Below are 18739 nucleotides of genomic sequence, written 5' to 3' on the forward strand. Positions count from 1 at the left end.
TTCAAGCCTGCGTGCGGGCATGCCGAGCCTAAGCGAGGCACCGAGTGGTGGGGCGAAGACCTTTTGGTTACTTTTGGCTGGGCCGGCATTCCGGGCGTTTGCCAAAAGTGACCCGCTGTAAGAGCGGAACCCATCTCAGCCCTCACCACAAAAACGGATATGTACCCAAAACCCCAGGGTCAACCCTAGCTAGCCTCAGGCTCCACAACCCGCACCGCCCCCCGCGCTACCAGCGGAATCTCCTTATCCTGCGCATCAAACAACTTCCCGCCCCGGAAATAATCCCCATCACGCAACGCCGCCACATCCTGGAAGCACAAACTGCGCTCCGTCCCCGCCACAAACACCGACTGCTGGTCCGAATTACCCGCTGTAAAGTGGTTAAACGCCAGGTTCAGCGCAATCGCCATGATCGCCGACGAACTAATCCCCGAGTGAAAAATAGTCGCAAACCAACTCGGAAAATGATCATAAAAATTCGGCGCCGCGATAGGAATCATGCCAAAACCGATCGAAGTCGCCACGATGATCAAGTTCATGTTGTTCCGGTAATCCACCTTCGACAACGTACGAATCCCACTCGCCGCCACCGTCCCGAACAACACAATCCCCGCCCCGCCCAACACCGAAGTCGGCACCGCCGCAATCACCCGGCCCATAAACGGCAGCAGCCCAAGCACCACCAGGAACACCCCGCCGGTCGCCACCACAAACCGACTCTTCACCCCCGTCACCGCCACCAGGCCAACGTTCTGTGCAAACGCACTTTGAGTAAACGAGCCAAAAATCGGCGCAAACATGCTCGACAGCATATCGGCACGCAACCCGTTACCCAGGCGTTTGGAGTCGACCTTGGTGTCGATAATCTCACCCACCGCCAGAATGTCCGCCGAGGTTTCCACCAGCGTCACCATCACCACAATGCACATGGAAATGATCGCGGCCAGGTGAAAGGTCGGCATGCCGAAATGGAATGGCGTGGGAAACCCAAACATCGGCCCCTGAGTGACGTTCGAGAAATCAGCCATCCCCAAAAACACCGCGATCACCGTACCAATCACCATCGCCAGCAGGATCGACAACCGCGAAATCGTCGCGCTACCGATCTTGCTCAGCAGCAACACCAGCACCAGCGTCAGCGCCGCCAGCCCGACGTTCGACATGCTGCCGAAATCCGCCGCGCGGCTGTTGCCGCCCATCGCCCAGCGCGCTGCCACCGGCATCAACGTCAAGCCGATGGTGGTGATCACAATGCCTGTCACCAACGGCGGGAAAAATTTTGTGATCCGCGAAAACACCGGCGTGATCAACAGCCCGATAAACGACGCGGCCATCACCGCGCCGAGTATCGCCGGCACGCCACCGGCGCCGTCACTGCCAACAATCGCCACCATGGTTGCCACACCTGCAAACGATACGCCCTGCACCAGCGGCAACTGGCAGCCAAAAAATGGCAGGCCAAGGGTTTGCAACAGGGTCGCCAGGCCGCCGGCAAACAGCGACGCTGCGATCAGCAAGCCGATATCCGCCGGCGACAAACCGGCCGCCTGGCCGACGATCAGGGGCACCGCAACGATGCCGCCGTACATGGTGAGTACATGCTGCAGGCCGTAAGCCATATTGGCTGCGACGCCGAGATTTTCATCTTCTGGGCGCTGCGGTGACGCCTTCGGGATTGTCATGGTGAGGGGGTTCTCTGTTTTTGTTGTGCACTCACTGTATGCAAAGGAAAGCGAGGATGTCCATAGAGTTGTATACAATAATTTTTACAATAAACTCTACAGCTGCGTTACAAAAACCATTCAGCCGCCCTGCCCTTCGGCTTGAAGCCGTGTGCAAAAGGACCTGAAAAAAAGCTCAACCGGAGCTGCGAATTCACGCCCCGGCTATCTATTACTTCGACACGGTGCTGCGTCGCCACTCGATCCGCGAAGCGCGCCGCGGCTTACGGGTAACGGCGGCGGGTGAGGTCCTACGTGCCACATCACGTTGTTGCTAAAGGATGTGGAACGGGTCTCCCACATTTTGAATGGATTGTCAGGTCAGGCGCGTGCCAGTTCGGAAGGGTCGGCTTTCGGCCGCGCCAGCCAATAACCCAACACCGCCAGCGGCGCCGTCGCCAACATCACAATCACGGTGATCGACAGCGGCTGCTCAATCATCGACGACACCAGCAAGCTGGCGAGAAAGCACAGACCCAATTGCAGGGTGTTCTGCAACGCCGCCGCCTTGCCGGAATTTTCCGCAAAAGGCATCAGCGCATTCGCCACCACAATGGGGTAACTCGCACCGTTGACCAGCGCCATCAGGCAGAACGGAATCAGCAAGGTTGTCAGGGTCGGCACCGTCAACGTGGCGACCAGGTACAACGCCACCATGCTGACGCAGTAAGCCACCAGCAACCACGGCAGCAGGGTTTTGCCCCGACAGTGCTGCAGCGCGCTGCGGCAGCTGTAACCGCCGACCAAAAAGGCCAACGTCGGCAGCACGTAGCTCAGGCCGATGTCATTCGGGCTGTAACCCATGGCCCCCAGGATGAACGGCGAAGCGGTCAGCCAGGCGAAGAAACTTGCCGAGCACGCCGCAAAGATCATCACGTTGCCGGTGAACACGCGGGAGGTCAGCAACTGGCCGTAACCGAGGCGCGCCGGTTCGCCTTCTGTTGTCAGGCGTTTCGGCACAGGCCGCAGGAACAACGTCGGCAGTAACAACAGCAACGACACGCCCAGCAACACCCCAAAGATCGCCTGCCAGCCAAAGTGATTCAACACCATCGCGCCCAACAGCGGCGCCAGCGCGGGCGACAAAGACATCAGCGGCATGATGCTGGCAAACACGCGGTGTGCCTTGTCGGTCGGGTAGCGATCAATCACCAACGCTTGCCAACTCACGGCGGCGGAACACACGCCAATCGCCTGCATAAAGCGCAACGCCAGCAGTTGCGGCGCGGTCTCGACCCAAAACATACCCAGGCAACCCAACACAAACAGGCTCAAGCCCGTGAGCAAGATCGGTTTGCGCCCCAAACGGTCGGACAAAGGCCCCCACAGCAACTGCCCCACCGCAAAACCGGCGAGAAAAATACTCAAGCTGGCACCCACCGCGCCCGCGCCAATCTGCAACTGCTCGCCCATGGCGCCGAACGCCGGCAAGTACATGTCCATGGCCAGATAACCGAGCATGCTCAGCCCCGCCAGATACCAAGTGAAACCAAAAGAATTTTTCATTGAAGCCTTGTAGAAATTGCCATCAAACTATTTGCTGACTGCCGCCCATTATGAAGGCGACAGAACAGGTGTGAAGCGATAATAATTGGACACTCTTATCAAATATTTTGAAGGCAACTTCCATGTGGTCCGAATACTCCCTGGACGTGGTCGATGCGGTGGCCCGCCATGGCAGCTTCAGCGCCGCTGCGCAGGAATTGCACCGGGTGCCGTCGGCCATCAGCTACACGGTTCGTCAGATTGAGGAATGGTTGGCCGTCCCTTTATTCGTACGCCGGCATCGCGATGTCGAGCTCACGCCCGCTGGCCGTCTGTTTATAGACGAAGCCCGAGGCGTGATGAAAAAGATGCTCGGCACGCGGCGCCTGTGCCAGCAAGTGGCGAATGGCTGGAGCGGTCAGCTCAAGGTGGCGGTGGACTCCATCGTCAAACCACAGCGCTGCCGGCAGTTGGTGCTGGATTTCTATCGGCAGTTTCCCGAGGTGGAATTGTTGCTGGAATACGAGGTGTACAACGGCGTGTGGGATGCGCTGGCTGACGAGCGCACCGACATCGTGATCGGCGCGACCAGCGCGGTGCCGGTGGCGAGCCATTTCACCTTTCGTGACATGGGCTTGCTGAACTGGCTGTGTGTGGTCAGCGCGGAGCATCCGCTGGCGACGGTGGAGGGTTTGCTCAATGACGATCAACTGCGGCCGTTCGCCTCGCTGTGCATGACCGACACTTCGCGCAACCTGCCCAAGCGTGACACGTGGACGCTGGATAACCAGCGCCGGCTCGTCGTACCGCACTGGGCCTCGGCGATTGATTGTTTGCTCGATGGTCTGTGCGTGGGCATGGCGCCGGCGCATCAGGTGTTGCCCTGGATTGAGCGCGGGGAGTTGGTGGCGTTGCAGTTGAGCCGGCCATTTCCGGCGAGCCCATCGTGCGTGGCATGGGCGCAGGATAGGCTGTCTCCGGCCATGACGTGGTTGCTGGAGTATCTGGGGGATACGCAAACCATGAACCAGGAATGGTTGAATGGCCATGACATTTAAGCTATGGAGATCCCATGTGGGAGCGGGCTTGCTCGCGAAGGCGGAGTGTCAGGTAACTAATTAAGTGCCTGACACTCCGCCTTCGCGAGCAAGCCCGCTCCCACATTTTGATTGCATTTCAATCCAGCAGGCGGGTGATGGCGCGCACAATCATTTCGACCTCCCTGGCATCCAGCGTCAGCGGCGGTAGCAAACGGATGATCTTGCCCCGGGTCACGTTGATCAACAGCCCATGTTCCTGCGCCGCCCTCTGAGCCAGGTCGCGATACGGGCTGGCCAGTTCGATGCCGATCATCAAGCCCTGCCCGCGAATTGCCCGCACCTGCGGGTGCTCATCCAGCTCCATGCGCAGCCGTGCCAGCAACTGCGCACCCTGTTGCGCAGCGTTTTGCAGCAAACCTTGCTCTTCAATAATCTCCAGCACCGTGCAGCCCACGCGGCAGGCCAGCGGGTTGCCACCAAAGGTGCTGCCGTGGCTGCCCGGCGTGAACAACTGCGCCACGCCGTCATGCGCCAGGCACGCGCCAATGGGCACGCCGTTGCCGAGGCCTTTGGCCAGGGTCATCACGTCCGGCACGATGCCTTCATGCTGAAAGGCAAACCAGGCGCCGGTGCGGCCGATGCCGGTCTGGATTTCGTCGAGCATCATCAACCAGCCGTGGCGCGTGCAATGGTCGCGCAGGGCTTTCAAGTAGCCGGGCGGTGCGGGTAATACGCCACTTTCGCCCTGGATCGGTTCCAGCAACACCGCCGCAATGCGCGCGCCGTACGCTTGAGTGATGGCCTCCAGCGCCGCCAGGTCGCCGAAGCGCACCTTGACGAAATCCCCCGGCAAACGCTGGAAACCCAAGCGCACCGAAGGCCCGTCACTGGCCGCCATGGTGCCGAGGGTGCGGCCGTGAAAGGCGTTTTCCATCACCACCACCAAAGGCGCTTCAATGCCCTTTTTCCAGCCGTGCAACCGGGCGAGTTTCAGCGCGGTTTCGTTGGCTTCCGCGCCGGAGTTGTTGAAAAACGCGCGGTCCAGGCCCGACAGCTGCGTCAGGCGTTGAGCCAGCCGCAATTGCCAGTCGATGTTGTAGAGGTTGGACGTGTGCAGCAGCAACCCCGCCTGCTCGCTGATGGCGGCCACCAGTTTGGGGTGGGAATGGCCGACATTGGTCACCGCCACACCGGCTACCGCGTCAAGGTATTCGCGGCCCTGCTGGTCCCACAGGCGCGTGCCCAGGCCGCGCGTAAAACTCAGGGCCGAGGGTTGATAAGTGGTCATCAGGCAGGCGGCGGTCATGGTGGCGGGCTCCAGTGCATCGTTGTGATGGGAGCAGTATCGTTAGCCACTTCAGCTGGATAAACTGTGCTTTCCTGCAATGACTTTAAACCAAGGCTTGATAATGGATCTGTTCCAGGCGATGTCGGTGTACGTGAAAGTAGTCGAGGCCGGCAGCATGACCGCCGCCGCGCACGAGTGCGGGATGTCCACCACCATGGTCGGCAACCATCTGCGTGCGCTGGAACAACGGCTGGGGGTGAGCTTGCTCAAGCGCACCACCCGCAAGCAGAACCTCACCGAGTTCGGCGCGCAGTACTATCAGCGCTGCCTGGAAGTACTGGGGCTGGTGGCCGACTCCGAGCTACTGGCGGAGCAAGCGCACAGTGAAACCCCAAGAGGCAGCCTGCGTATCACCGCGCCACCGGTGTTCAGCACCGAACGTCTGGTGCCGGCCTTGAGCGAGTTCTCCCTGCGCTACCCGCTGATCGACCTGTACGTGGTGATAAGCAATGAGCGGATGGACTTGGTCGACAGTGGCTTCGACGTGGCGATCCGTCTCGGTGAACTGGAAACCTCCAGCCTGATCGCCAGGCCAATGCAGGACTATATCCTCACCCTCTGCGCGTCGCCTGCGTACCTGGCGCGACGAGGCACGCCGCAAACACCGGATGACCTGCGCCAGCACGACTGCCTGGCCTTCGCCTACCCGGCCAATGACAACTGGCGTGACACCGACAAACTCTGGCGCATGACCGGCGATGAAGGCGAGGTAGAGGTGCCAGTGTCCGGCTCATTGACCATCAACAGCTCGCAAGGCTTGCGCCAGGCGGCCGTCAACGGCATGGGCATCATCATGCTCGCCGATGCGCTGGTGCAACCCGACCTCGAGAGCGGCAAGCTGGTGGCCTTGTTGACCCAGTATCGACTGCCCAGCCGCCCCATGCACCTGATGTATCGCAAGGACCGTTACCGCCTGCCCAAGCTGCGCGCCTTCGTGGACTTCGCGATGGAGAAGTGGGCGCGCTAGAAGCCCACCCCCAACTCACGCAGACGCGCGGCGGTACGCTCAGCCGACACATGGTGAATGCCCTGCCAACCCAGGGCCACGGCCGCGTCGATATTGCCGGCCACATCGTCGATAAATACCACTTCCCCCGCTTGGATATCCGGCAGATGCGCCCGTACTTGGGCGAGGCTGGCGTGATAGATCGCAGGGTCGGGCTTGATCAGCTTCACCTCGCCGGACACCACGATGTCGCGAAAATGCTGCAGGAAGGGATAGTGGGCGCGGGCGTAGGGGAAAGTTTCGGCTGACCAGTTAGTGAGCCCGAACAGCGGCATGTTGGCTGCGTGCAATGCCTTGAGAATCGCCACGCCATCCGGCAGCGGGCCACGCAGCATTTCGTGCCAACGGTCGTAGTAGGCCTGAATAAGTCGTTCGTGATGGGGGAATTGCTCGATCAGGCTGAGGGTGCCCTCGGCCAAGGTGCGGCCGGCATCCTGCTCGGTGTTCCAGGCCTGGGTGCAGATGTTGTCGAGAAACCATTGCCGCTCGTGGTCGTCGGCAATCAGCTTGCGGTAGAGGTGTTGCGGGTTCCAGTCGAACAGGACACCGCCGAAATCAAAAACTACTGCACGAATCGTCATCAGATCCTCCGTAAGCGTGAGTGATAGCGCTGGGAGTCTGGCAGATTTTGCAGGGAATGAGGCGCTCGCTGGAGCGTAGGACGGTTCTGAAAAAAAGACTTCACACAAAACAAATGTGGGAGCGGGCTTGCTCGCGAATGCTGAGTGTCAGTCGCCAGAAATGTTGACTGATACACCGCATTCGCGAGCAAGCCCGCTCCCACATTTTTTAACCGTGTTTAGGCCTGGACCAAGCCATTGATTTTCACAGTCGGGTTCACATCAGCTTCGTAGTCCACGCCGTCGATTTCAAAGCCGAACAAGCGCAGGAACTCCGCCTTGTAGCCGGCAAAATCGCTGATCTCGTTGACGTTGTCGTCGGTCACCTGGTTCCACAATGCAGCCACGGCGTCCTGGACTTTCGGTTCCAGTTCGGCCAGGTCGGCACGCAGGCGGCCGTCGGCGTCAAGCTTGGGCTCCTGGCCATACAGGCTGTCCTTGAACAGGCCGTAGACCTGCTCGATGCAGCCTTCATGCGTGCCCTGCTCTTTCATCACTTTGAACAGCAGCGACAGGTACAGCGGCATGATCGGGATTGCCGAGCTGGCCTGGGTTACCACGGCCTTTAGCACCGACACACGGGCGTCGCCTTTGAGTGCGGCGAGGTTGTCGCGCAGGGTCAGGACTTTTTTGTCCAGATCCTTTTTGGCTTCGCCGATGGAGCCGTTCCAGTAAATGTCCTGGGTCAGCTTCTCGCCGAGGTAGGTGAACGCGGTGGTCTTGGCGCCTTCGGCCAGAACGTCGGCGTCACGCAGGGCGTCGATCCACAGCTGCCAGTCTTCGCCGCCCATGACTTTCACGGTGCCGTCGATTTCTTCCTGGGTAGCTGGCTCAAGGGTGGTGTCGACCACAACGCCTTTGTCGGTGTTGATACCGCGCAGGGTTACGGCCTTGCCGATCGGCTTGAGGGTGGAGGTGTGCACCACGCCTTGCGGGTCGGTACGGCGTGGCGCGGCCAGGCTGTAGACAACCAGGTCGATCTTGCCCAGGTCTTTCTTGATGGTTTCGATGGTCAGGCGCTTGATCTCGTCGGAGAACGCGTCGCCATTGATGCTCTTGGCGTACAGGCCTTTTTCGACGGCAAACTTCTCGAACGCCGCGCTGTTGTACCAGCCGGCGGAGCTCAGCTTGCCTTCTTCGCCTTCTTTCTCAAAAAACACGCCCAGGGTGTCAGCGCCGCAGCCAAACGCTGCACTGATGCGCGCGGCCAGGCCGTAACCGGTGGAAGCGCCGAGGACCAGCACCTTCTTTGGGCCGCCTGCGATGGCGCCGTGTTGAGTCACGTAGTCGATCTGTTGCTTGACGTTCGCTTCACAGCCAACAGGGTGAGCGGTCACACAGATAAAGCCACGAACCCGCGGTTTGATGATCATAAAATTTGTGCCTCTTCCAAGGGGTCGACGGCCAGTGGTGGCCATTCAACTTCATTCGTACCGGTCTATGACGCATGAAAAACCGAAGCGTCACGATAGTCGCAAATCTTCTGTTTACAAAATCCAATCCTCAAAACGCTCAAGTGGCCACCGGCACGGGTTAAAAACCTGGCCGCGCCTTCACAATTTCGCACTATTTAAAACGCCCTGGCGCCTCGACAACCTACTATCATGGCAACATGTTTCACTATGTTTCAGGTTCGGAGCCTCGCTTCATGAGTAATGGTGCTGTACGCAAAAAGCTGATCTCGGCCGCCTGGGTGATCGGGGTGTTGCTGTTAATTTACTGTTTCCCGCGCACGACCCTGGTGTTCCTGCTGCTGGTGCTGGTGTGTGGCGCTTACGACTTCCTGCGTAACGGCCTGTATGACAGCGACACGATCAAAAAGTACTTCATCGGCAACGGTCGCAACACCTGGATTCTGGCGCCGTTCAACACCCTGTTCGACCTGCTGAGCAGCCGCAACCGCCATGTCTACACGATGCGCGACCTGCCTCCCGCCTGGCGTGAAGACCTGCAACAAGTGATCGACGACGCCATGGCCCGAAAGGACGAAATCATCAGCTACCTGGACGAGCGCATGGCCGAGAAGAAACGCGGCATGCTGTTTTTCCAGTGGTACGGTCGCCCGATCGAAACCACGCTGGATATCCCGCAACTGCGCAGGAAACTGCCGTTTGTGAAGACCATCGGCGTGTCCGTGTTCAACGAAAACCGCTCCACGTCCTTCCACTTCGGCCCGCTGCGCATGATGTTCCGCGTGCTCTACAACATGGCGCCGGCGCCGCATCACGAGGGCGTTTATATCCAGGTGGGGAAACACAAGCATTACTGGCACGACGACCCGCTGTTCATCTTCGATGACACGCTGATGCACGCGTCCTTCAACAAAAACGACGCAAAACGTTACTGCCTGTTTATCGACATCGTGCGGCCAACCCCGCTGCCGTCGGTGCTCAACGCCGTGATCTCGGGGTTTGCCGGGCTGGTGTTTACCCTGCGTCGGGTTTTCTACAAAAACTGGAAGCTGATTCAGTAAGTTCTGCGGCATGATGGTGCCTGACGGTGTTTGCGCCCTGCCCGCTTGGCGGCCAGACTAACCGTCTCGCGCGACCGAATTCGGCGCTCACCATTTTCAAGCCATCGCCGCCCCGGCGGGTGCGATGGCCATGCTTTCAAGGAATCAGAATGCCCCAACGTCATGTCATCAATGCCTCCGTCAGCCCCAAGGGCAGCCTCGAAACCCTGTCCCAGCGTGAAGTGCAGCAACTGAGTGAAGCCGGCAGCGGCAGCATCTACGCCTTGTTCCGCCAGTGCGCCCTGGCCATCCTCAACACCGGCGCGCACATCGACAATGCCAAGACCATCCTCGACGCCTACCAGGACTTCGAAGTGCGCATTCACCAGCAGGATCGCGGCGTGCGCCTCGAACTGCTGAATGCCCCCGCCGACGCCTTCGTCGATGGCGAAATGATCGCCAGCACCCGAGAAATGCTGTTCAGCGCCCTGCGCGACATCGTCTACACCGAGAACGAGCTGGACAGCCAGCGCATCGACTTGAGCAATTCCCAGGGCATCACCGACTACGTGTTCCACCTGCTGCGCAACGCCCGTACGCTGCGCCCCGGTGTAGAGCCGAAAATCGTGGTGTGCTGGGGCGGGCACTCGATCAATACCGAAGAATACAAATACACCAAGAAAGTCGGCCACGAACTGGGCCTGCGCAGCCTCGACGTGTGCACCGGCTGCGGCCCGGGCGTGATGAAAGGCCCGATGAAAGGCGCGACCATTTCCCACGCCAAGCAACGCATCACCGGCGGCCGCTACCTGGGCCTGACCGAGCCCGGCATCATCGCCGCCGAAGCGCCGAACCCGATCGTCAATGAGCTGGTGATTTTGCCGGACATCGAAAAACGCCTGGAAGCCTTCGTGCGCGTCGGCCACGGCATCATCATCTTCCCGGGCGGTGCCGGCACGGCTGAAGAGTTCCTCTACCTGCTCGGCATCCTGATGCACCCGGACAACCGCGACGTGCCGTTCCCGGTCATCCTCACCGGGCCGAAACACGCCGCGCCGTACCTGCAACAACTGCACGCATTCGTCGGCGCCACTCTGGGCGAAGCGGCGCAGGCGCACTACCAGATCATCATCGACGACCCGGCTGAAGTGGCACGCCAAATGACCGTCGGGCTCAAGGCTGTGAAGCAGTTCCGCCGCGAGCGCAACGATGCGTTTCACTTCAACTGGCTGCTGAAGATCGACGAAGGCTTCCAGCGCCCGTTCGACCCTACCCACGAAAACATGGCTGGCCTGCAATTAAGCCTTGCACTGCCGCCCCACGAACTGGCGGCCAACCTGCGCCGCGCGTTCTCGGGGATTGTGGCGGGCAACGTCAAGGACAAGGGCATTCGCCTGATCGAACAGCACGGCCCGTACGAGATCCACGGTGACCCGGCCATCATGAAACCGCTGGACGAACTGCTGCAGGCATTTGTTGCCCAGCACCGCATGAAACTGCCAGGCGGCGCGGCGTATGTGCCGTGCTATCGCGTGGTCCAGTAACTAACGTTGCACCGCCACACATTTGATTTCCACGAGCAAACCGGGATGCGCCAGTTCTGACACGCCCAGTGTCGTCCAGGCGCAATGCCCGCGTGGGAACAGGCGGTTTTTCACCTCCCGGAAAACCGCCATGTGTTGGCTCATGTTCACGTGATACGTGGTCATGTCCACCACGTCGTCGAAGCTGCAACCGCCCTCCTCCAGCACGTCCCGCAGGTTCTCCCAGGCGGCGATGAACTGCGCCTCTGGGTCTTCAATGACTACCAATTGTTGCGTACGGCCGACCTGCCCGGCGCAGTAGAGCGTCTTGCCGACTTTGACGGCGGGCACGTAGCCGGCGCGTTCGACGATGGCTTGCATGGCGGGCGGGATGATGAGCTGGCGGTCGGTCATATGCGGTATCTCTTTGCCGCCGTGTTGAGGCGTGTCGATGGGATAAGTCGGGCTATGGTTTTACGTGTTCCCACTCAATCACACCAGAAGAGAAACCTATGGACCAACGGATCTTGTCCTCCAGCATTCCTTACCCTAAGGTAAGGAATATCACGACGGAGATATTCAATATGGCGACCGCGACGCTCACCTCTAAAGGGCAAATCACTATTCCCGTCCAGGTCAGGACTGCGCTGGGCCTGGAAACAGGCGACCGCGTTGAGTTTGTCGAAATGGAGGACGGCAAGTTTTCAATCATCGCAGCGAGCAAAACCGTACACGACCTGAAGGGCCTGATTCGCAAGCCCGCCCAGGCCGTTTCCCTTGAAGACATGAACCGCGCCATCGCGGCGCAAGGAGCAAAAGCGGGATGATCGGACTGGATACCAACGTACTGGTGCGTTATGTCACCCAGGATGATCCCGTTCAATCGCCCAAAGCATCCGAGCTGATTGAATCACTCACCACACTGTCGCCAGGTTTTGTCAGCCTGGTGACCGTGGTTGAGTTGGTATGGGTTTTACAAAGCTGCTACCAGGCGGCCAAGAGTGATGTAGTGGCCGTGCTGGAAACCCTGCTGCACACCCGCGAGCTGACCATCGAGCGTGCAGAAATCATCTGGCAGGCCCTGCGCCGTTTTTCGGCGAATAAAGCTGATTTTGCCGACTGCCTGATAGAGCGCTGTGCCCATTCGGCAGGCTGTAGATATACGGCCACTTTCGACCTCAACGCCGCCAAAGCAGCAGGTATGAAACAGCTGAACTGAGCCACGGCATTGCGACGACGTTCATGCTTTGGTAAAAACCGCGTTCAACCTTGATCAAGAGACACACTCACGTGCGCATGTTTCTACTCGCTACCTTGAGCATGGCCTCCGTTGTAGCCAACGCCGACGCCATCACCTGGCCCGACCTGCCGAAAACCTGCTTCGTCAGCGGTCGCTCGGCCACCAGTGCGGATGTGGACACCGGTTGTGCGGCGTTCCTGATAAACGTGAAAGGCAAGGCGGCGGGTACGCCGATCAAACTGGATATTCCGCAGTACGCCTTGCACGTGGACGAAGCCAGCGGCAAAGAGACGCCGGTCATCATTATTCAGGCGGAGGAGAACGGCGAAATCAAGGCGGTTGGCTACAAGGAGTTGGGCACCGATCAACTCGGTGCCGCGCTGTTACGCGAGGTTAGGCTCCTGGGTACCCAGAAGCCGATTTAGCCGAGGCTCAGCGAACCCAGCCACCACCCTGCCAGTGGTAACCGTCATTGCGTTGCACCCAGTGCGGATGCACATAACGGTAGCCTTCACGCACCGCTTCCCAATGGCCATGCACCGCCACGTAACGCCCGCCTTCCCAGCGCCAGTAACCGCGCGACCACACGTAGCCATAACGCGCAGCGGGTTCGACTTCGATCACCTGCACCGGCGGCGGTTGCGGGGCGACGACTTCGACATACTCACGCTGAACCGGCCCGCGCTCGTGCACCACACGCTCTTGCACACACCCGGACGCCGCGACGACTACCGCCGCCATTGCCGCATAACGTAGCAACATACAAAACCCTCGGGCGTCAGCGCCCAACGAATACACCAGTAAAAAAATGCCCCCTTGTCTCAGCCTCGCTCCTGCTCGGCTCTGGGTACTTTTTAACAGGTGATGTCTGTCGGCTTGCTGAACCCGCTGGCCTCAGGAGGCGCACACGACAGTCGGTCGCTTCACGCGCACCAGGATCAGGCCCGCGACGACCACCGCAATACCGGCGTAGGTCGAGGGATAAATCACATCGCCAAACATCCACGCCGCCCACACCAGCGTAACCGGCGGCTCCAGGTACACCAGCGCCGCCACGTGGGTGGCGGTCATGACCCGCAGCAGCATCCACAGGCTCAAGTAGGCCACGAAGGTGGAAAACACCGTGAGCCAGACAATCGAGATCAGCACGTCCGGCTCGTGGGGAATGCTCAGCGTGCCGGTGTACAGCACCGCTGCGGTAAAACCGATCAGGGTCAAAATGGATTGGATGAACAGCGGCAACACCAGGCCAACGTCCGGGGATTGCACCGAGCGGCGCTCGTACAACGTCGCCAGCGTCAGGCCCAGCGCCGCGGCCACCGGCAGCAGGTACATGAATAAACTGACGCCGCCCCCACCGCTGGCGTATTGCCCGGCGATCACGATCGACACGCCGGCAAAACTGATCACCAGCCCAGCCCATTGCCAGCCACCGCTGCGTTCAGCCGAACTGCGCGTCGATAAGGCGGCCGTCATCAACGGCTGCAAGGCTGCAATGATCGCGGCGATGCCGGGCGGCAAACCATTCTGGATCGCCACATACAGGCAGCTCAGGTAAAGGAACTGCGACAGAAAGCCGACGACGGCGTAATGCCGAATCTGCGCCCAGGAGACCTTCAACAGCCGCACATTCAAAAACAGCCCCAGGCACAGCGACACCAGCAAGAAACGCCAAAACAGCAGGTTAAACGCGTCGCCGCCTTGCGTCCCCAGCTTGGCGCCGATGTACCCCGAGCTCCACGACAGCACAAATGCCGCTTGCAGCAGCAACAGCCCAAGTGTTGATCGCGTCATAAAACCTCCAGCCGTGTGCATTGACTCAAAGGTTAAGGGCCGCGCATGCTTGTGTATATTTGAATAACCCGCACCACTGATCCGTAAAAGTGGAACCATGACCAAACAACTGAATATCGATTTGTTGCGCACCTTCCACGCCGTGGCACGTTTTCGCCGTTTCAATGAAGCGGCCGAACACGTGCACCGCAGTGCATCGACCGTGACCACGCAAATTCAAAAACTCGAAGACCAGATCGGCCAAAAACTCTTCAGCCGCAGCAACCAGGGCGTGGAACTGACCGTCTACGGCAAGAAATTGCTGGGTGAAACCACCGAGTTCCTCAAGAGCCACGACCGCCTGCTGATCTCGCTGATGCCGCAGCGCATGCAGGGCAAAATCCGCCTGGGCATTCCTGACACCTACGCGCCAGGCTTCATTCAAGAATTCCTGCCGCAACTGATCGCCGATAACCCATTGCTTGAGCTGGAAATCGAGGCGCGCACCAGCGGCGAATTGTTGAATTTGTTTATGGCAAACAAACTGGATATGGCCCTGACAGTGAGCGCCCAGCCGCTGGAACAGGGCGAACGGCTTGGGCCTGTTCAGCCACTGTGGGTGGCGACCGAGGGTTTCAGTTGCGCGCCCAACGCCCCACTTCCAATCACCGTGCCGGTGGCGGGCTGCCCGTATCGCGCGGCGGCGTTGCAGGTGCTGAAGGATCACGGCATCTACCATCGCGTGCTGATGGAAAGCCCCAATTCGTCTGCCGTTGAAGCCTGCATCCGCAGTGGCGTCGCCGTGGGTTTGATCGAAGAAAGCCGCCTGGGTGAAGGGCTGACGCAAGTGATTGCCGGGTTCGAGCTACCGCCGTTGCCGGTGCACCATGTTTACTTGCTGTGCGACAGCAGCAATGCGCTGGCCTTGCACCTGTATGAGCAGGTTAAAAACGGGTTTCACATTTGATCCTTTATGCCGGGCCGAAGCGCTCCAACACAGCCTCGACAAACCGCCGAAGCTTTGCCGTTCGCTGGCGGTTGGCGGTGTAGACCAAATGCATCGTACGACTCGGCGCAGCGTAGTTTGGCAGTACGCGCACCAGTTCGCCTCGGGCCAGCGCCACGCGCAGAAAGTCTTCGGGGCCCAGAACAATGCCAAAACCGTCCAGCGCGGCCGACATCAAGGCCCTGCTTTCGTTGATCTGCAGACGGCTGGCAACCGGCACTTTGTGCGCGACGGCTCCGTGGTAGAACACCCATTCGCGGTCCGCCGGGCGTGACGAGAAGGCATAACCGAGGCATTCGTGGCGCTCAAGGTCTGCGGGTACCCGTGGCGCGCCTCGTGCCGCCAGGTAAGCCGGTGCGGCGCACACCACCAGGTTATAAGGCGCCAAGGGTCTGGCAGTGAGACTGGACGTTGCCAGGGGGCCGATGCGAAATGCCACCTCATAACCCTCCTCCACAAAGTCGACGAAGCGGTCTGTCAGGTGCAGGTCGATCTCTACATCGGGGTGTTCGCGCAGAAATGCCGTGATCAGCGGCATCAGGCTGTAGGAGCCGAAAGTGACGGGCGCGGTGATTCTCAACTTGCCGCGCGGCGTGTCATTCATGATCTGCGCGAGCGAATCGGCGGCGTCGGCCTCCGTCAGGATATGTTTGCAACGCTCGTAGTACGCGCTCCCCAACTCCGTCAGGCTTTGCCTGCGCGTGGTGCGGTTGAGCAAACGGGCACCCAGACGCTGTTCAAGCGCGGTGACATGTTTGGCGACCATTTGCGGCGACAGGTTCAAACGCTCGGCAGCTCGCGCGTAAGAGCCAAGCTCTGCGGCCGTCACAAAGGCATTCATGCTTAACAGACGGTCCATCATTCCCTACTCCCAGTAACAACAGCGACGCCAAAACGATTATTTATCGCCAGCCAGTTGCCAATCATCATAGCGACTCCCCCACTTCGCTGGAGAACAGACATGAAAATTGGTGTGATTGGAGCAGGCTTTATCGGACGCGCCGTGGCTGAACTGGGGCTGGCGGCCGGGCACGACGTGATGTTGAGCAACTCCCGCGGCCCACAGTCCATGACCAGCGTGCTCAGTGGCCTGCCGGGTGTGCAGGTCGGCAGCGCCGAGGAGGCGGCCAAGTTTGGCGACGTGGTGCTTGTGGCGATTCCCCTTGAACATTACCGCAGCGTGCCCGCGCAATGGCTGGAGGGTAAAACGGTGATGGACGCCAATAACTACTACCCCAACCGTGACGGGCACATTCCTGTGCTCGACCGCTTCGAGACCACCACCAGCCGTTTGCTCGCCGACCACTTGCCCCAGGCTCACGTAGTGAAAGTATTCAACGCGATCTTTGCGCCCGACCTGACGCAGGATGCCCGCCCGCACGGTGCAGCTGACCGGCGTGCGCTGCCGGTGGCCGCAGATGATTCTGCGGCGAAAGCACAGGTGATCACATTGCTCGATGAACTCGGTTTCGATGCCGTGGATGCCGGTGGTCTGGATGAGAGCTGGCGGTTTGAGCGCGCCAAACCGGCGTATTGCGTACCGCTGGACCAAGCCGGCTTGAAGGCGGCGCTGGCGGCTGCGCAACGCACGGTTGAACTGCCGCCAGTGGTGCGCACCCGGGCACCTGCGTAAACCCACGCCCATAAAAAAGCCCGCTGACCGTTACCGGTTCAGCGGGCTTTTTTACGTCGGGCTTGGCTTACAGCGCCAGGTCAGACGCCGGCTTGCTCGGCTCGGCCGCAGGCTTGGCAGCCTCGGTCGCCTGAGGCGCCGCCAGTTGCGGAATCGCAGGCGGTGGCGTCAGTTGCAGGACGCCGGCGGTGTAGGCCCACTCCTTGGCAACAGCTTCCGGGCTGTCGTTCAGCTTGGTGCCGTAGCTCGGTACGATCTGGTGCAGTTTGGCCTGCCACTCAGGGGTCGCTACCTTGTCCTTGAAGATCTTTTGCAGCACGGTCAGCATGATCGGAGCCGCGGTGGACGCGCCTGGCGATGCACCCAACAGGCCTGCAATCGAGTTGTCGGCGGAGCTGACCACTTCGGTGCCGAGTTTCAGGACGCCGCCCAGTTCCTCGTCACGCTTGATGATCTGCACGCGCTGACCGGCTTGCCACAGGCGCCAGTCTTCTTTCTTGGCGTTCGGGAAGTACTCTTTCAGGGCGTTGTAGCGGTCGTCATCCGACAGCATCAGTTGGCCAGCAAGGTACTCGACCAGTGGGTACTCACGCACACCGACGCGGGTCATTGGCCAGATGTTGTGGGTGGTGGTGCTGGTCAGCAGGTCCAGGTACGAGCCTTCTTTCAGGAACTTGGTCGAGAAGGTCGCAAATGGGCCAAACAGGATCACGCGCTTGCCATCCAGCACGCGGGTGTCCAGGTGCGGAACCGACATCGGCGGTGCGCCTACCGAAGCTTTACCGTAGGCCTTGGCCAGGTGCTGCTCGGCGATGGTTGGGTTATCGGTGACCAGGAACGAACCACCGACCGGGAAGGCCGCGTAGTCCTTGGCTTCAGGAATGCCCGACTTTTGCAGCAAGTGCAGGGCACCGCCGCCGGCGCCGATGAACACGAACTTGGCGTCGGTTTCAGTCTTGGTGCCGTCTTTCAGGTTTTTGTAGCTCACACGCCACGAACCGTCGGCGTTACGGGTGATGTCCTGCACTTCGCTCGACAGTTTCAAGTCAAACTTCGGCGTGGTTTGCAGGTGAGCCACGAACTGGCGGGTGATCTCGCCGAAGTTTACGTCGGTGCCGATCGGGGTCCAGGTGGCCGCGATTTTCTGGTTCGGGTCACGCCCTTCCATCATCAGCGGAACCCACTTGGCGATTTGCGCCGGGTCTTCGGAGTACTGCATACCGGCGAACAGCGGGCTCGCCTGCAGGGCTTCGTAGCGTTTTTTCAGGAACTTGATGTTGTCATCGCCCCACACAAAGCTCATGTGCGGTGTGGAGTTGATGAACGAACGCGGGTTCTTCAGCACGCCCTGCTGGACCTGCCAGGACCAGAACTGACGGGAGATCTGGAACGCTTCGTTGATCTCGACCGCTTTCGGGATCTCAACGTTGCCGTTCTTGTCTTCCGGGGTGTAGTTCAGCTCAGCCAGGGCCGAGTGACCGGTACCGGCGTTGTTCCAGCCGTTTGAGCTTTCTTCGGCCACGCCATCAAGGCGCTCGACCATCTCCATCGACCAGTCCGGCTGCAGCTCGTTGAGCCAAACACCCAGGGTCGCACTCATGATGCCGCCGCCGATCAGCAGCACATCGACTTTCTTTGCCTCTTCCGCGTGAACGGACGTGATCCCCATCGACAAAGCCAGCCCCAGCAGGGCAGTGTTTACTTTTTTAAACATCAGTAGCACCTATGATAAAACGCCATCCGCCCCACCGCCCGATTTCTCAGGGCCGCAGGGTGGGCACACAAGGCCGACGTATCGACCTCACTTTTATGTCCCTTCTGCGCTGACTTTTTATCATTATTGGCTTCAGCTACCTGGGCAACAGCCATCCGCCGGGACGTATACGGTGTAC

19 protein-coding genes are annotated in these 18739 nt (G+C 59.9%); 9 read left to right on the top strand and 10 right to left on the bottom strand.

What is annotated here, in order from left to right; translation table 11 throughout:
- Positions 1–185: 185 nt before the first annotated feature.
- Complete coding sequence (locus Q7C20_RS12365; RefSeq protein ID WP_375067677.1) at positions 186–1682, bottom strand: nucleobase:cation symporter-2 family protein; 1497 nt, start codon at positions 1680–1682, stop codon at positions 186–188.
- Positions 1683–2042: 360 nt separating this feature from the next.
- The gene (gene punC / locus Q7C20_RS12370; protein WP_375067679.1) at positions 2043–3227 is read right to left on the bottom strand and encodes a purine nucleoside transporter PunC; all 1185 of its coding nucleotides are present in this window, start codon (positions 3225–3227) and stop codon (positions 2043–2045) included.
- A gap of 122 nt (positions 3228–3349) precedes the next feature.
- Between punC and punR the strand changes: the two genes are divergently transcribed.
- Positions 3350–4264 (top strand): DNA-binding transcriptional activator PunR, encoded by a 915-nt coding sequence (punR, locus tag Q7C20_RS12375; RefSeq protein WP_375067681.1) that lies wholly within the window; start codon positions 3350–3352, stop codon positions 4262–4264.
- Between the two features lie 118 nt (positions 4265–4382).
- Here the strand turns inward: punR and Q7C20_RS12380 are convergent, their stop codons facing one another.
- Positions 4383–5552: an acetylornithine transaminase gene (locus Q7C20_RS12380; protein WP_375067683.1), complete on the bottom strand. Its 1170-nt coding sequence runs from the start codon at positions 5550–5552 to the stop codon at positions 4383–4385.
- Between the two features lie 103 nt (positions 5553–5655).
- Between Q7C20_RS12380 and Q7C20_RS12385 the strand changes: the two genes are divergently transcribed.
- Positions 5656–6561, top strand: a complete 906-nt coding sequence (locus Q7C20_RS12385) for a LysR family transcriptional regulator (RefSeq protein WP_375067684.1) — start codon at positions 5656–5658, stop codon at positions 6559–6561.
- On the opposite strand, the gene Q7C20_RS12390 is transcribed toward Q7C20_RS12385, so the two are convergent.
- Complete coding sequence (locus Q7C20_RS12390) at positions 6558–7181, bottom strand: HAD family hydrolase (protein ID WP_375067685.1); 624 nt, start codon at positions 7179–7181, stop codon at positions 6558–6560. The two genes, Q7C20_RS12385 and Q7C20_RS12390, sit on opposite strands and share 4 nt — an antisense overlap.
- A gap of 218 nt (positions 7182–7399) precedes the next feature.
- Positions 7400–8593, bottom strand: a complete 1194-nt coding sequence (fabV, locus tag Q7C20_RS12395; RefSeq protein ID WP_375067686.1) for an enoyl-ACP reductase FabV — start codon at positions 8591–8593, stop codon at positions 7400–7402.
- 275 nt (positions 8594–8868) lie between these two features.
- Between fabV and Q7C20_RS12400 the strand changes: the two genes are divergently transcribed.
- Both Q7C20_RS12400 and ppnN read left to right on the top strand, forming a co-directional pair.
- On the top strand, positions 8869–9693 hold the full coding sequence (locus tag Q7C20_RS12400) for an aspartyl/asparaginyl beta-hydroxylase domain-containing protein (RefSeq protein ID WP_375067687.1): 825 nt from the start codon (positions 8869–8871) through the stop codon (positions 9691–9693).
- Between the two features lie 149 nt (positions 9694–9842).
- The gene (ppnN, locus tag Q7C20_RS12405; protein ID WP_375067688.1) at positions 9843–11216 is read left to right on the top strand and encodes a nucleotide 5'-monophosphate nucleosidase PpnN; all 1374 of its coding nucleotides are present in this window, start codon (positions 9843–9845) and stop codon (positions 11214–11216) included.
- Here ppnN and Q7C20_RS12410 read toward each other — a convergent pair whose 3' ends face one another.
- A complete protein-coding gene (locus Q7C20_RS12410) occupies positions 11217–11609 on the bottom strand; it encodes a RidA family protein (protein ID WP_348061847.1) in 393 nt (130 codons plus the stop codon).
- 98 nt (positions 11610–11707) lie between these two features.
- On the opposite strand from Q7C20_RS12410, the gene Q7C20_RS12415 reads away from it, so the two are divergent.
- The 3 genes from Q7C20_RS12415 to Q7C20_RS12425 all read left to right on the top strand — a co-directional run bounded on the left by Q7C20_RS12415 (position 11708) and on the right by Q7C20_RS12425 (position 12860).
- Complete coding sequence (locus Q7C20_RS12415; protein WP_375067689.1) at positions 11708–12022, top strand: AbrB/MazE/SpoVT family DNA-binding domain-containing protein; 315 nt, start codon at positions 11708–11710, stop codon at positions 12020–12022.
- On the top strand, positions 12019–12414 hold the full coding sequence (locus Q7C20_RS12420) for a type II toxin-antitoxin system VapC family toxin (protein ID WP_348061849.1): 396 nt from the start codon (positions 12019–12021) through the stop codon (positions 12412–12414). Before Q7C20_RS12415 ends, Q7C20_RS12420 begins: the two co-directional genes overlap by 4 nt.
- A gap of 101 nt (positions 12415–12515) precedes the next feature.
- The gene (locus Q7C20_RS12425) at positions 12516–12860 is read left to right on the top strand and encodes a hypothetical protein (protein WP_348061857.1); all 345 of its coding nucleotides are present in this window, start codon (positions 12516–12518) and stop codon (positions 12858–12860) included.
- 7 nt (positions 12861–12867) lie between these two features.
- On the opposite strand, the gene Q7C20_RS12430 is transcribed toward Q7C20_RS12425, so the two are convergent.
- Positions 12868–13197 (bottom strand): YXWGXW repeat-containing protein, encoded by a 330-nt coding sequence (locus Q7C20_RS12430; protein WP_031319816.1) that lies wholly within the window; start codon positions 13195–13197, stop codon positions 12868–12870.
- 132 nt (positions 13198–13329) lie between these two features.
- Positions 13330–14229, bottom strand: a complete 900-nt coding sequence (locus tag Q7C20_RS12435) for a DMT family transporter (RefSeq protein ID WP_375067692.1) — start codon at positions 14227–14229, stop codon at positions 13330–13332.
- Between the two features lie 97 nt (positions 14230–14326).
- On the opposite strand from Q7C20_RS12435, the gene Q7C20_RS12440 reads away from it, so the two are divergent.
- Positions 14327–15175, top strand: a complete 849-nt coding sequence (locus Q7C20_RS12440) for a LysR family transcriptional regulator (protein ID WP_375067694.1) — start codon at positions 14327–14329, stop codon at positions 15173–15175.
- A 4-nt stretch (positions 15176–15179) separates the two neighbouring features.
- On the opposite strand, the gene Q7C20_RS12445 is transcribed toward Q7C20_RS12440, so the two are convergent.
- A complete protein-coding gene (locus Q7C20_RS12445) occupies positions 15180–16076 on the bottom strand; it encodes a LysR family transcriptional regulator (protein WP_375067695.1) in 897 nt (298 codons plus the stop codon).
- 99 nt (positions 16077–16175) lie between these two features.
- Here Q7C20_RS12445 and Q7C20_RS12450 point away from each other — a divergent pair, with 99 nt between their 5' ends.
- Positions 16176–16847 carry an NADPH-dependent F420 reductase gene (locus Q7C20_RS12450; protein ID WP_375067697.1) on the top strand — a complete coding sequence of 224 codons (672 nt, stop codon included), beginning with the start codon at positions 16176–16178 and terminating at the stop codon, positions 16845–16847.
- 67 nt (positions 16848–16914) lie between these two features.
- Here Q7C20_RS12450 and mqo read toward each other — a convergent pair whose 3' ends face one another.
- A complete protein-coding gene (gene mqo / locus Q7C20_RS12455) occupies positions 16915–18561 on the bottom strand; it encodes a malate dehydrogenase (quinone) (RefSeq protein WP_375067699.1) in 1647 nt (548 codons plus the stop codon).
- Positions 18562–18739 lie beyond the last annotated feature (178 nt).

It is taken from the genome of Pseudomonas sp. AMR01 (genome assembly GCF_041946035.1).
GTDB classification, from domain to species: Bacteria; Pseudomonadota; Gammaproteobacteria; order Pseudomonadales; family Pseudomonadaceae; genus Aquipseudomonas; species Aquipseudomonas antarctica_B.

Bases quoted from the DNA above. Each gene is read 5' to 3' on its own strand.
- Q7C20_RS12365 (WP_375067677.1), bottom strand. From the start codon at position 1,682: ATGACAATCCCGAAGGCGTCACCGCAGCGCCCAGAAGATGAAAATCTC.
- punC (WP_375067679.1), bottom strand. From the start codon at position 3,227: ATGAAAAATTCTTTTGGTTTCACTTGGTATCTGGCGGGGCTGAGCATG.
- punR (WP_375067681.1), top strand. From the start codon at position 3,350: ATGTGGTCCGAATACTCCCTGGACGTGGTCGATGCGGTGGCCCGCCAT.
- Q7C20_RS12380 (WP_375067683.1), bottom strand. From the start codon at position 5,552: ATGACCGCCGCCTGCCTGATGACCACTTATCAACCCTCGGCCCTGAGT.
- Q7C20_RS12385 (WP_375067684.1), top strand. From the start codon at position 5,656: ATGGATCTGTTCCAGGCGATGTCGGTGTACGTGAAAGTAGTCGAGGCC.
- Q7C20_RS12390 (WP_375067685.1), bottom strand. From the start codon at position 7,181: ATGACGATTCGTGCAGTAGTTTTTGATTTCGGCGGTGTCCTGTTCGAC.
- fabV (WP_375067686.1), bottom strand. From the start codon at position 8,593: ATGATCATCAAACCGCGGGTTCGTGGCTTTATCTGTGTGACCGCTCAC.
- Q7C20_RS12400 (WP_375067687.1), top strand. From the start codon at position 8,869: ATGAGTAATGGTGCTGTACGCAAAAAGCTGATCTCGGCCGCCTGGGTG.
- ppnN (WP_375067688.1), top strand. From the start codon at position 9,843: ATGCCCCAACGTCATGTCATCAATGCCTCCGTCAGCCCCAAGGGCAGC.
- Q7C20_RS12410 (WP_348061847.1), bottom strand. From the start codon at position 11,609: ATGACCGACCGCCAGCTCATCATCCCGCCCGCCATGCAAGCCATCGTC.
- Q7C20_RS12415 (WP_375067689.1), top strand. From the start codon at position 11,708: ATGGACCAACGGATCTTGTCCTCCAGCATTCCTTACCCTAAGGTAAGG.
- Q7C20_RS12420 (WP_348061849.1), top strand. From the start codon at position 12,019: ATGATCGGACTGGATACCAACGTACTGGTGCGTTATGTCACCCAGGAT.
- Q7C20_RS12425 (WP_348061857.1), top strand. From the start codon at position 12,516: ATGGCCTCCGTTGTAGCCAACGCCGACGCCATCACCTGGCCCGACCTG.
- Q7C20_RS12430 (WP_031319816.1), bottom strand. From the start codon at position 13,197: ATGTTGCTACGTTATGCGGCAATGGCGGCGGTAGTCGTCGCGGCGTCC.
- Q7C20_RS12435 (WP_375067692.1), bottom strand. From the start codon at position 14,229: ATGACGCGATCAACACTTGGGCTGTTGCTGCTGCAAGCGGCATTTGTG.
- Q7C20_RS12440 (WP_375067694.1), top strand. From the start codon at position 14,327: ATGACCAAACAACTGAATATCGATTTGTTGCGCACCTTCCACGCCGTG.
- Q7C20_RS12445 (WP_375067695.1), bottom strand. From the start codon at position 16,076: ATGATGGACCGTCTGTTAAGCATGAATGCCTTTGTGACGGCCGCAGAG.
- Q7C20_RS12450 (WP_375067697.1), top strand. From the start codon at position 16,176: ATGAAAATTGGTGTGATTGGAGCAGGCTTTATCGGACGCGCCGTGGCT.
- mqo (WP_375067699.1), bottom strand. From the start codon at position 18,561: ATGTTTAAAAAAGTAAACACTGCCCTGCTGGGGCTGGCTTTGTCGATG.